Here is an 11,920-nt window from a genome sequence, read left to right on the forward strand (position 1 = left end):
GAGCAATGAGGATCTATTTTTGATTAGTGTCTGTAGGTGGAGCCGGTGTGCTGTTCGGGTAAGCGGGCGCTGCCATGGAAGACCTTTTCGCGCAGCGTGCCGTGCTCATAGGCGGTCTTGTACGACCCACGCTTTTGCAACTCCGGCACCACCAGGTCGATGAAGTCCACGTAGCTTTCCGGCGTGACGATGCGCGTGAGGTTGAAGCCATCCAGGCCGGTTTCGCTGATCCAGGATTCCAGCTCATCGGCGACCTGTTCCGGTGAGCCGACCAAGGTGATGTAGCGTCCGCCCAAGGCGTGCTGTTCCAGTAACTTGCGCCGGGTCCAGTCGTTGTTTTGCAGGTTCTTGGTGGCCGACTGGATCGCGTTGCTCTTTACGTACTGGATCGGCTCGTCCAGCTCGTACTGGGCGAAATCAATCGCGGTGGACGCCGAGAAATGTGCCACGCCGGCCTCCGCGCTGGCGTAGCTCAGGTATTCGGCGTGCTTTTCCCAGGCCAGCGCTTCAGTGGCGCCCACGATTACGTTGAGGCCCATGAACACCTTGATGTCATCCGGGTTGCGCCCGGCCTCCACGGCGCTGGCGCGTACCTTGTCCACCTGGACCTTGGTCGCGGCCTTGTTCTGCCCGCTGATAAACACACATTCGGCATGCCGGCCGGCGAACAGCAAACCACGGTCCGAACTGCCGGCCTGGAAGAGTACCGGCGTACGTTGTGGCGACGGTTCGCACAGGTGATAACCCTCCACCTGGTAGAACTCGCCGTGATGCTCGATTTTGTGCACCTTGCCCGGCTGCGCATACACCCGCGTCTGCGGATCATTGAGTACCGCGCCGTCTTCCCAGCTGCCTTCCCAGAGTTTGTACAGCACCTCCAGGTATTCATCGGCCTGGTCGTAACGGCGGTCATGCTCGACCTGCTCGGTCAGGCCCATGGCCTTGGCGGCACTGTCGAGGTAGCCGGTGACGATGTTCCAGCCGACTCGGCCACGGCTCAGGTGATCCAGCGTCGACATGCGGCGGGCGAACAGATAAGGCGGCTCGTAGGTGAGGTTGGCCGTAAGGCCAAAGCCGAGGTTTCGGGTGACGGCCGCCATGGCCGAGACCAGCAGCAGCGGGTCATTCACCGGAAGCTGGATCGACTCTTTGAGCGGCACGTCGATGGAATTCTGATAGACGTCGTACACGCCGACGATATCGGCGATGAACAAGCCATCGAACAGCCCCCTTTCCAGCGTCTTGGCCAGTTCGGTCCAGTACTCGATCGTCTTGTATTCGGTGGACGTGTCCCGTGGATGGGTCCACAGGCCATGATTGATATGCCCGATGCAGTTCATGTTGAACGCATTGAGCAGGATCTTCTTTTTGCTCATCAGATGGTCCCCCGCAGTGGTGGGTTCTCATCGTTGAGGTAATAGTTGCCCACCGCGTGATACTTCCAGCGCACCGGGTCGTGCAGGGTGTGCACGCGGGCGTTGCGCCAGTGGCGGTCCAGGCCATGTTCGGCCAGGGTCGCCTGGCTGCCTGCGAGTTCGAACAAGGTGCTGCCGGCGGCCAGGGAGATTTCGGTGCTCAAGGCGCGTACTTCGGCGACGGCGATGGAGGCTGCTGCAACAGTCTCGGCGTTGCTGTCGGCCTGGGCGCGGTCGAGGAATTCGCCCGAACGCTCCAGCAGTGCCTCGGTGGCATGCAGGCGGATGCTCAGGTGCCCGAAGCTTTTCAGGGTCAGTGGGTCGTCAGTGGCTTTGTCGTTGCCGGAATCGATCCACGGGCGGGTCTTGGTGCGCACAAAGTGCAGTGCGTCTTCAAAGGCCGCGCGGGCGATACCGGTGTCGATTGCGGCGTGGAGGATCTGCGCCAGCGGGCCGACGGTTGTAGGGCGCTCGAAGGCGCTCTGGAATGGGATCACGTCCTGTGCGGCGACCCACACGTTATCGAACACCACCGAGCCGCTGCCGGTGGTGCGCTGGCCGAAGCCGCTCCAGTCGTCGATCACGCTCAACCCTTCACTGTCACGCGGGACAAAAGCCAGTTGCTGCACGCCCTGTTCATCCACCACCGAGGTGGGGATGCGCTGGGCGTAGATCGCGCCGGTGGCGTAGAACTTGCGGCCGCTGATACGGAAACCGTCACCGTCGCGGGTGATCTTGGTGACGCGGTCGTGGGCAGTCTTGGTGCCCAGTTCCGCCAGGGCGTTGCCGAAGCGTTGGCCAGCGAGGACTTCGGCGTACAGGCGCTTTTGCTGCGCCGGGCTGCCGTTCACGCGCAGCACTTCCAGTGCATAAAAATGGTTCTGCGGGATCTGGCCCAGGGACGCATCCGCCTGGGCGATCAGGGCAATGACCTTGGCCAGGGTGACGTTGGAAACGCCCGCTCCGCCGAATGCCTTGGGTACGCTGATACCCCACAGGCCGGAGCGCGAAAACACCTCCAGTTCGGGCAGGGGCAGGCGGCGCTCGCGGTCACGCTGGGCACTGTCGCGGCGCAAGTCTTCGGCCAGGTCGCTGGCGACAATAAGGGCTTGTTCGTCGCTGGTGATGACCGCGACGGGGTGAGAGAAAGTCATGGTGTTCTCCAGATGTCTGGTCGGTCAGATCCAGGAATGACGAGCCGGCAAGGTGCCGTTCAGGCGATAAGCGCCCACCGCGTGATACTTCCAGCGCACCGGGTCGTGCAGGGTGTGTACGCGGGCGTTGCGCCAATGACGGTCGAGGTTGAACTCCGCGAGCGTTGCGCGGCTGCCGGCCAGCTCGAAGAGTTTTTCGCTGACCAGCAGCGACACTTCGGTGGTCAGCACCTTGGCCTCGGCCACGGCAATCGAGGCACGGGCGGCGGACTGCGCAGTGATCGGCGCGGCGCTGACCTGGTCAAGCACCTGGCCGGCCTTGCGCAGCAGGGCCTCGGCGGCGTGCAATTCAATCTTCAATTTGCCGACGTCGGCGATCACATACAGGTCATCGCTGGCGCGTTCGACCTTGGCATCGATCCACGGGCGCGAGTGTTCACGTACGAACGCGATGGTGTCGTCGAGCGCGCCGCGTGCGATGCCGGCGTCGATGGCCGCCTGGATCAATTGGGAGACGGCGCCCTGGATATTCGGTGTCTCGCCGATACGCCAGTTTTCCACGACCTGTTCGGCGTCCACTGGCACCTGGTCCAGTAACACGGTGCCGCTGGCGGTGGTGCGCTGACCGAAGCCTGACCAGTCGTCAACGATGCGCAGCCCTTCGGTGCCACGACGCACAAACGCCATGACCTGCTTGCCGTCATCGTTTAATGCTTTGACGGCCACCCAGTGCGCAAACAGCGCTCCGGTTGAGTAGAACTTCTGACCGCTGAGCACATAACCATCACCCTCGGCGGTGATGCGCGCCTTGAGTTCCAGGGTGTTTTTGGTGCCGCGTTCCGGGCCGCCATTGCCGATGCGCCAGCCGTCGAGGACGCTCTGGAACAGCAGCTTTTTCTGGCGTTCGGTGGCGGCACCCTGCAGCAGGTGCAGGATGCCGAAGTGGTTCTGCGGGATCTGCCCGAGGGCTGGGTCTGCCGCGCTGATGATTGCGAACACGTCGGCCAGGGTCACGAAAGACACCTGCGGGCCGCCGTACTCACGGGGAATGGAAATACTGCCGAGCCCACTGCGGGTGAACTGTTCGATCTGTGCCCATGGCAGCTTGCGTTGCTGGTCGCGCTTGGAGGCTTGCAGGCGCGCAGCCTGGGCCAGTTCATGGGCAGCTTTCAGTGCCTCAGCATCGTTGCGCAGCACGGTGGCCGGCAACAGCAGGGGAGCAACATCCTGATCGCTCTGGGGGGGTGTTTGAGCCAAGTTAGACATCAGCGCCGCTCCTTGGCTGCACGTAATGCCCTGGCGTTGTGCACCGGGGTGATCCTGACCATACCGACCTCGCATTCAATGAAATAAAAAAGAAAAATCAGCGATGTCCGGTGGTCCGGTGCATATACCCTAAGCTTGTTAAATATATAAATAAACTAACTTTTGGGAATATGCATAGAAGGTCTGTTACCCCGGCTCGCAGGGCGATCCCGGTGTCCGCGGTTGATAGATCAGCACCGTCCCGGCCACAGCGGGCGGCACCCCGGCGGCAATGCGTAGGGTGCGCGAGGGCGCCCAGCGAGAATTGTTGCCGACGCGATCCAGAACGCAGTACGTCACCTCCAGTCGGCAGTCGTCGCCGGCTTCGGTGATCACTGATGAAGGCACCCATACCTGCACCGCCAGACCGACTTCAACGGCCTGGATCTTCGGCAGGTCCAGGCGCACATCGCCCCAGCGCAGGGTGATCGCATCGCCAGTGTCCATGTTCAGGTAGGGCGCGATGGTCAGGGGAATACCGCGCCGTACCTGACTGGCGTTGACGCCAAAGCGGCGGATGGTGTCGGGCAAGCCCACGGGGGCGAGGTTCTGGTTTTCGTCGAGGTACTGTGGCGACGGTTGGCCGCCCGGACAACAGGTCTTCACACGTACTCGCCTGACGGCAGAGCGGGCCGGGCACTGGCCGACTTGCATCACCTGGTAATGCACCCGGGCCGGGCCATCCAGCACGAAACTCTCCGGCACCCGCAGGTGCGTGAACGCACCGACCTTGCAGGCGGTTATCCGACGTGAAGCGGCGAAACAGTTATTCCAGAACAGCTCGATCAAGTCGCCTTCGTCCATGCCGGGATAGGGTGCGATGTCGACCTGCAGGTGGGTGGCAGCCAGGGCATTGATGCCATTGCCGATGGCCTGAGGCAGTGTCGGCGCGGTGAGCAGGGGGTGCGTCATAAGTAATCTCCTTGATGCAGCCAGCAGCATTCGCTCCGGACCTTTGGCGCAGGTAAGCGCAGTGGGCCGAACAGAACGATTCAGTGAATAGCCGGGATAGGATCCAATCCTCTGGGCGCTAGATAAGAGGGTTGGGCAAGGAGCGTCAATGGCGGCAAAGGGCTAAACGGCGGGTTGGAGCAGATTCAGAAGGGTCTGACTGGGAGCGGGCGTTTCAGATGGATACGACGAGGTGTTTTACAACGTGCAATGAGGCGTTTCTGTAGGAACACGCTTGTGTGGGAGCTGGCTTGCCTGCGATGCAGATACCTCGGTTTATCCGTCATACCGAGGTCTCTGCATCGCAGGCAAGCCAGCTCCCCCAGGGTCGGTCAGTGAGCCAGGAATTTGCTCAGGAACTGCTTGGTGCGCTCTTCCTTGGGGTTGGCAAACAATGCCTTGGCTTCGCCTTGTTCCACGATCACCCCCTTGTCGAAGAAGATCACCCGGTTGGCTACATCCCGGGCAAAGCTCATCTCGTGGGTGACGATGACCATGGTGCGGTTTTCTTCGGCGAGGCTGCGGATGGTTGCCAGCACTTCACCCACCAGTTCCGGGTCGAGGGCCGAGGTGGGTTCGTCGAACAGAATCACCTCCGGCTCCATCGCCAGCGCACGGGCAATCGCCACGCGCTGTTGCTGGCCGCCCGACAGGCGCCGTGGGTAGGCGTCTTCCTTGCCCGCCAGGCCCACCCTCGCCAGCAACTTGCGCCCCAAGGCGTCAGCGGCTTCACGCGGCATCTTCTTGACCACGGTGGGGCCTTCGATGACGTTTTCCAGCGCGGTGCGGTGGGGGAACAGGTTGAAGCTCTGGAACACAAAACCCACGTGCTGGCGCAGGCGCCGCACCAGGCTTGCCTGCTGGTTGGCTGGCTTGCTGCTGTCGATCTCGATGTCGCCCACCTTGATACGCCCGCTGGTGGGTTGTTCGAGGAAATTCAGGCAGCGCAGAAAGGTGGTCTTGCCAGAACCGCTGGGGCCGATGATGGCGACGACTTCGCCTTCCTTGACCTCCAGGTCGATGCCGTTGAGCACCACCTGGCCCTTGAATTGTTTGGTCAGTTTTTCAACCACGATCATGCTTCAGGACTCCAGGTCATGCCGGTTGACCCGGTCTTCCAGGCGATTCTGCAAATGCGCCAGGATGCTCGCCAAAATCCAGTAGATCAGGGCTGCGGAGAGATACATGGTGAAGATTTCGAAGGTCCGTGCCGACACCAATTGCGCCTGGCGGAACAGCTCGGGCACCTGGATAGTGGCCGCCAGCGCCGTGTCCTTGACCAGCGAAATGAAGCTGTTGCCCAGCGGCGGCAAGGCCGTGCGCATGGCCTGCGGCAGGATGGCCCGGCGCAGGGTCTGCGCGCGGGTCATGCCGATACTGGCCGCAGCTTCCCATTGGCCGCGCTCGATGGAACCGATGGCGGCGCGCAGGATTTCACAGGCGTAGGCGGCCATGTTCAGCGAAAAGCCGATCATGGCGGCGGGGATCGGATCCAGCTCGATGCCCACTTGCGGCAAGCCGTAGTAGATCAAGAACAGCTGCACCAGCAAGGGCGTGCCGCGAAAGAACGACACGTAGACTCGGGCGAGCCAGCTCACCAGCTTGAAGCGCGACAGGCGCATCAAGGCCAGGCCGAAGCCCAGCAGCAAACCGAAAAACATCCCGCCGAGGCTGAGGATCACCGTGTAATACGCGCCCTTGAGCAGAAAGGGCGCGGAGTCCAGCGCGAGTTGGAAACCTGCTTCCATTATTGAGTGACGTCAGCGTTGAAGTACTTCTCGGACAGCTTCTTCAAGGTCCCGTCGGCGCGCAGTTTGTCGAGGGCCTTGTTCACGGCGTCGAGCAGTTCTGGCTCGCCTTTGCGCAGGGCAATACCGGCTTCCTGACGGGAGAAGGCGTCGCCGGTCACCGAGGTGTCCTTGGCTTTCTTGGCGTATTCCAGGGCGGCCAGGCGGTCGATCAGGATGGTGTCGATACGGCCGATACGCAGGTCCTGGAACTTGGTCGGGTCGTCGTTGTAAGTCTTGATGATGGCTTTAGGCTGATTGTCCTTGAGCCATTGCTCGTAGTTGGTACCCAGGCCCACACCGACTTTCTTGCCAGCCAGGTCGTCAGCGGTCTTGATGGTGCCGACGTTCTTGGTCAGGACCAGCGCCTGAATACCGGAGACGGTGTAAGGCTTGGAGAAATCGTACTTTTTCTTGCGCTCTTCAGAGATGGTCACTTGGTTGACGACCGCATCCAGACGCTTGGATTCCAGGGCGGCGAGGATGCCATCCCATGGGGTGGCCTGCAGCTTGACCTTCACGCCCAGCTCCTTGGCCAGCGCTTCGGACAGCTCCACTTCGAAACCGCTGAGTTTGCCGCTTTCATCGACGAAGCTGAACGGTGGGTAGGTGCCTTCCAGGCCGATCTTGATCTCGCCCGCTTTCTTGATGTTATCCAACTGCTCGCCAGCCACTGCCTGGCCCAGCAGGCCAGCCCCGAGTGCCAGGCCCAAAGTGCCAACCAACAACGTGCGACGGAATACAGAAATAGTCATGAAGAGCCCCTGTGTTTTTTATGTTGAGCGAAGCAGGTGACGCAGTGGTCGTATCCTGCCTTAAAGCGCGTAGCGCGTCTTCGCCTACGGCGCGACTATAAGGCCGGTTTTTAAGACTTGAAAATAATATAAAATAAATCAGTTATTCGCTTTAAGAATAACCGGGTCCGTTTTTTTAGAATGCCGAGTCATAAGCGAACAACGCTGGCGCGCCACCGGTATGCAGGAAAATGATCGGCCCGTCTTCAAATCGCTGACGCCCGATGCCATCCAGCAAGCCGGCCATGGCCTTGCCAGTGTAGACCGGGTCCAGGAGCAGGCCTTCCTGGCTCGCCAGCAGCTTGATCGCTGCCAAGGTGCCGGCGTTCGGTTCACCGTAGCGCGGGCCGAAGTATTCGTCCCACAGAATCACCTTGAACGCCTCGGGAATCTCCACCCCCAGCAACTCGGCGGTGCGTTCGGCCAGGCCTGCTACTTTCGGGCGCTGGGCTTCGTCGGTGCGCGAGACGGTCACACCGATCACGGGCAGGTTCGGCAGCACTTCGCTCAACGCCAACGCCAAGCCACTGTGCGTCCCCGCGCTGCCGGAGGCCAAGACGACCGCGGCGAACTCGATGCCGCTGTCTTCGATTTGCCCGGCCAGTTCCAGCCCGGCGCGTACATAACCCAATGCACCGAGGGCATTGGAGCCGCCGATCGGCACCAGGTATGGCTTCTTGCCGTTGTTGCGCAGGCGGTCGGCGAGGGCGTTGAGTTGGTCGTCGACGTTGTCGAGGTTCTCCACCAGTTCCACTTTGGCGTCGAACAGCTCAAGCAGCAGACGGTTGCCGTTGCCCAGGTAATTGGGGTCTTCGGTGCCGGTGGGGTTTTCCAGCAGGGCCACGCAGCCCAGGCCGAGTTTGGCGGCCAGCGCGGCGGTCTGGCGCACGTGGTTGGATTGGATAGCGCCAGCGGTTACAAGGGTGTCGGCGCCTTGGGCGATGGCATCTGCGGCGAGGTATTCAAGTTTGCGCAGCTTGTTGCCGCCCATGGCCAGCGGTGTGGTGTCGTCGCGCTTGACGTAGATGTCCCTGCCCAACCAGGCCGACAGCCGCTCCAGTTTTTCCAGGGCAGTGGCGCCGCCCAGCAGTTCCAGGCGGTTAAAACGGTCGAGCTGTTGTTTGATCATGGCTACGCACGGTTGATAAGTATGGGGCGACTATAGGCAGGCACTTTTCATCGGGCAACCGTCAATCGCTTATTCCTGATGGTTCTTGATACCACACCATTGGTTCTTAAGGGCGGCCAGGGTGCATACCGTAAAGTGATGGCCATTTCCTCAGGAGTGAGTACCGTGAGTGAGCGTTCCAGTCATTGGCAATTACAGACCATCGTCAGCCAACTGCGCAGCGCCCGGGACCAGTGGCGAACGCGCAATGGGCGTTTGAGCGGCGAGCATGGCGGCCGCGAGTTGCCGTCCCGCGAGGCGGTCGCGCAGATTCTAGAGTCGTTGTGCGGTGCACTGTTTCCCATGCGCCTGGGGCCGGTGGACTTGCGTGAAGAGAGTGAAGATTTCTACGTCGGCCATACCCTTGATGTAGCGTTGAATGCCTTGCTCGGCCAGGCCCGTCTGGAGCTGCGCTACGCCGCACGGCAGGGCGCCAAGGATGACAGCGAGGTCGATGCGCTCGCCATTCGCCTGATCCAGGATTTCGCCCTGGCCTTGCCGTCCCTGCGGAGCTTGTTGGACACCGACGTGCTGGCTGCCTACCACGGCGACCCGGCCGCGCGCAGTGTGGATGAAGTGCTGTTGTGCTACCCCGGCGTCCTGGCGGTGATTCACCACCGCCTGGCTCACCACCTGTACCGCGCCGGCTTGCCGCTGTTGGCGCGGATCAGCGCCGAGATCGCCCATTCGGCCACGGGGATCGATATCCATCCCGGCGCACAGATCGGCCCGAGCTTCTTTATCGACCACGGGACCGGCGTGGTGATCGGCGAGACCGCGATCATCGGCGAGCGTGTGCGCATCTACCAGGCCGTGACTTTGGGCGCCAAGCGCTTCCCGGCGGATGAGGACGGACAGCTGCAGAAAGGCCACCCACGTCACCCGATTGTCGAGGATGACGTGGTGATCTACGCCGGCGCGACGATTCTGGGGCGCATCACCATCGGCAAGGGGTCGACCATTGGCGGCAACGTGTGGCTGACCCGCAGCGTGCCGGCGGGGGCGAATATCACCCAGGCGAACCTGCAGCATGAGGATGGCGCGCAAAAGTAACGAACCCGCACAATCCTCTGTGGGAGCGCGTATTTGTGCCAGTAATCGCTGAACGATTTGCCTCCCGCACCCGTCATACCAGTCCTTGAGCTAGTGTAGGAATTATCTACCACTCGGCCCTGCGATTAGTCCCAGACCGCCTTCCTATGTTTAACTTGAATGCTCGTTCAAGTTAAACCCGGTGGTTCGCTGCCCGCTCACAACAGGAGGCTTACCTTTGCTGAGTCCGTTATTTACAGCCACATCTCATACCCTCGGGGTGCATCGTTCATGAGTGCATCGTCCACCCCTACCAGCGGCCAAGTGCGCATGAATGCGCCGGTTTTCTACTTTGCCGCGACGTTTATCCTGCTGTTCGGTATCACTGTCATCGCTATCCCGCAACAGGCCGGTGCCTGGCTGCTGGCGGCGCAAAACTGGGCGGCCAATACGGTCGGCTGGTACTACATGCTGGCGATGACCCTGTATCTGGTCTTCGTGGTGGTCACCGCGCTATCGGGCTACGGCAAGATAAAACTCGGTGCCGACCACGACGAGCCCGAATTCAGTTACCTGTCCTGGGCCGGCATGTTGTTCGCCGCCGGGATCAGCATCACGCTGTTTTTCTTCTGCGTGTCCGAGCCGCTGACACACCTGGTGCAACCGCCGCAAGGCGCACCGATGAACGCCGATGCCGCCCGCCAGGCCATGCAGATCCTGTTTCTGCACTGGGGCCTGCACGGTTGGGGGGTGTTCGCGTTTGTCGGCATGGCCCTGGCGTATTTCGCCTACCGGCATAACTTGCCGCTGGCGCTGCGTTCGGCGCTGTACCCGCTGATCGGCAAGCGCATCAACGGTCCGATCGGTTACGCGGTGGATGGCTTTGGCATCATCGCTACGGTGTTCGGGCTTGGCGCCGACATGGGCTTCGGCGTGTTGCACCTCAACTCCGGCCTCGACTACCTGTTTGGCATCGCCCATACCCAGTGGATCCAGGTCGGTTTGATCACGCTGATGATGGGCGCCGCGATCATCGTCGCCGTGGCCGGCGTCGACAAAGGCGTGCGGGTGATGTCCGACATCAACATGCTGCTGGCCTGTGCGCTGCTGCTGTTCGTGTTGTTCGCCGGGCCCACCCAGCATTTGCTCAACACCCTGATCCAGAACATCGGTGACTACCTGGGCGCCTTGCCGACCAAGAGTTTCGACGTGTACGCCTATGACAAGCCCAGCGACTGGCTCGGCGGTTGGACGGTGTTCTACTGGGCCTGGTGGATCGCATGGTCGCCGTTTGTGGGCCTGTTTATCGCGCGTATTTCCCGGGGGCGTACCATCCGCGAGTTCGTGTTCGGCGTGCTGCTGATCCCGCTGGGTTTCACCCTGGCGTGGATGTCGATTTTCGGCAACAGCGCCATCGACCAGGTGCTCAACCACGGGCTGGTCGCACTCGGCCAGTCGGCCATTGATGACCCGTCGATGAGTCTGTACCTGCTGCTGGAAACCTACCCGTGGAGCAAGACGGTTATCGCGGTCACGGTGTTCATCAGCTTCGTGTTCTTCGTGACCTCCGCCGACTCGGGCACCGTGGTGCTGTCTACCTTGTCGTCCAAAGGTGGCAACGCCGATGAAGACGGGCCGAAATGGCTGCGGGTGTTCTGGGGTGCGATGACCGCGCTGGTCACCAGTGCCTTGCTGTTTGCGGGCAGTATTGATTCGCTCAAGTCAGCGGTGGTGCTGACCTCGTTACCGTTTTCGATGATCCTGCTGCTGATGATGTGGGGGCTGCACAAGGCGTTCTACCTGGAGTCGCAGAAGCAGATCGCCCAGCTGCATTCGCTGGCACCGGTCTCTGCTGCACGCAAGGGGCGTGGTGGCTGGCGTCAGCGCTTGAGCCAGGCGGTGCACTTCCCTTCGCGGGATGAGGTGTATCGCTTCCTTGAATCGACGGTTCGCCCGGCGATTGAAGAGGTGACGGCGGTGTTCGTCGAGAAAGGCCTGAACGTGGTCACTCAGCCTGACCCGTCCAACGACAGCGTCAGCCTGGAAATCGGCCATGGCGAGGAGCGTCCATTCGTCTACCAGGTGCAGATGCGCGGCTACTTCACGCCGTCATTTGCCCGTGGTGGCATGGGCTCCAAAGAGATCAACAACCGCCGCTACTACCGTGCGGAAGTGCACTTGGCCGAGGGCAGCCAGGACTATGACCTGGTGGGCTACACCAAGGAGCAGATCATCAACGACATCCTCGACCAGTACGAGCGGCACCTGCAGTTCCTGCACTTGGTGCGCTGACGCTCAACTCCCCGCAAAGCCC

General features: G+C 61.4%; 10 protein-coding genes. 2 read left to right on the forward strand and 8 right to left on the reverse strand.

Going from position 1 to position 11,920, the window contains the following annotated elements:
• Positions 1-23 precede the first annotated feature (23 nt).
• The 8 genes from AB4N92_RS13285 to AB4N92_RS13320 all read right to left on the reverse strand — a co-directional run bounded on the left by AB4N92_RS13285 (position 24) and on the right by AB4N92_RS13320 (position 8,535).
• The gene (locus tag AB4N92_RS13285) at positions 24-1,376 is read right to left on the reverse strand and encodes an LLM class flavin-dependent oxidoreductase (protein ID WP_010214121.1); all 1,353 of its coding nucleotides are present in this window, start codon (positions 1,374-1,376) and stop codon (positions 24-26) included.
• On the reverse strand, positions 1,376-2,569 hold the full coding sequence (locus tag AB4N92_RS13290; RefSeq protein WP_236266976.1) for an SfnB family sulfur acquisition oxidoreductase: 1,194 nt from the start codon (positions 2,567-2,569) through the stop codon (positions 1,376-1,378). Before AB4N92_RS13290 ends, AB4N92_RS13285 begins: the two co-directional genes overlap by 1 nt.
• A 24-nt stretch (positions 2,570-2,593) precedes the next feature.
• Positions 2,594-3,835, reverse strand: coding sequence for an SfnB family sulfur acquisition oxidoreductase (locus AB4N92_RS13295; protein ID WP_010214117.1), 1,242 nt, complete (start codon positions 3,833-3,835; stop codon positions 2,594-2,596).
• 186 nt (positions 3,836-4,021) lie between these two features.
• Positions 4,022-4,786, reverse strand: a complete 765-nt coding sequence (locus AB4N92_RS13300; RefSeq protein WP_010214115.1) for a hypothetical protein — start codon at positions 4,784-4,786, stop codon at positions 4,022-4,024.
• Positions 4,787-5,157: 371 nt separating this feature from the next.
• Entirely contained in the window at positions 5,158-5,904 is a 747-nt protein-coding gene (tcyN, locus tag AB4N92_RS13305) for an L-cystine ABC transporter ATP-binding protein TcyN (RefSeq protein ID WP_154847480.1), read from the reverse strand.
• Between the two features lie 3 nt (positions 5,905-5,907).
• On the reverse strand, positions 5,908-6,573 hold the full coding sequence (gene tcyL, locus AB4N92_RS13310; protein WP_010214112.1) for a cystine ABC transporter permease: 666 nt from the start codon (positions 6,571-6,573) through the stop codon (positions 5,908-5,910).
• Positions 6,573-7,367, reverse strand: a complete 795-nt coding sequence (gene tcyJ / locus AB4N92_RS13315) for a cystine ABC transporter substrate-binding protein (protein WP_010214111.1) — start codon at positions 7,365-7,367, stop codon at positions 6,573-6,575. Before tcyJ ends, tcyL begins: the two co-directional genes overlap by 1 nt.
• A 175-nt stretch (positions 7,368-7,542) precedes the next feature.
• Entirely contained in the window at positions 7,543-8,535 is a 993-nt protein-coding gene (locus AB4N92_RS13320) for a D-cysteine desulfhydrase (protein WP_010214110.1), read from the reverse strand.
• Positions 8,536-8,700: 165 nt separating this feature from the next.
• Between AB4N92_RS13320 and epsC the strand changes: the two genes are divergently transcribed.
• The gene (gene epsC / locus AB4N92_RS13325) at positions 8,701-9,627 is read left to right on the forward strand and encodes a serine O-acetyltransferase EpsC (RefSeq protein WP_021491621.1); all 927 of its coding nucleotides are present in this window, start codon (positions 8,701-8,703) and stop codon (positions 9,625-9,627) included.
• A gap of 309 nt (positions 9,628-9,936) precedes the next feature.
• Positions 9,937-11,898, forward strand: a complete 1,962-nt coding sequence (gene betT, locus AB4N92_RS13330) for a choline BCCT transporter BetT (protein ID WP_206759194.1) — start codon at positions 9,937-9,939, stop codon at positions 11,896-11,898.
• The last annotated feature ends 22 nt before the right edge of the window (positions 11,899-11,920 follow it).

This window comes from Pseudomonas sp. S3_A09 (assembly GCF_054668065.1).

Excerpts from the sequence above, each read along its gene's own strand:
- AB4N92_RS13290 (WP_236266976.1), bottom strand. The coding sequence starts at position 2,569 with ATGACTTTCTCTCACCCCGTCGCGGTCATCACCAGCGACGAACAAGCC.
- AB4N92_RS13295 (WP_010214117.1), bottom strand. The coding sequence starts at position 3,835 with ATGTCTAACTTGGCTCAAACACCCCCCCAGAGCGATCAGGATGTTGCT.
- tcyN (WP_154847480.1), bottom strand. The coding sequence starts at position 5,904 with ATGATCGTGGTTGAAAAACTGACCAAACAATTCAAGGGCCAGGTGGTG.
- AB4N92_RS13320 (WP_010214110.1), bottom strand. The coding sequence starts at position 8,535 with ATGATCAAACAACAGCTCGACCGTTTTAACCGCCTGGAACTGCTGGGC.
- AB4N92_RS13300 (WP_010214115.1), bottom strand. The coding sequence starts at position 4,786 with ATGACGCACCCCCTGCTCACCGCGCCGACACTGCCTCAGGCCATCGGC.
- betT (WP_206759194.1), top strand. The coding sequence starts at position 9,937 with ATGAATGCGCCGGTTTTCTACTTTGCCGCGACGTTTATCCTGCTGTTC.
- tcyJ (WP_010214111.1), bottom strand. The coding sequence starts at position 7,367 with ATGACTATTTCTGTATTCCGTCGCACGTTGTTGGTTGGCACTTTGGGC.
- AB4N92_RS13285 (WP_010214121.1), bottom strand. The coding sequence starts at position 1,376 with ATGAGCAAAAAGAAGATCCTGCTCAATGCGTTCAACATGAACTGCATC.
- tcyL (WP_010214112.1), bottom strand. The coding sequence starts at position 6,573 with ATGGAAGCAGGTTTCCAACTCGCGCTGGACTCCGCGCCCTTTCTGCTC.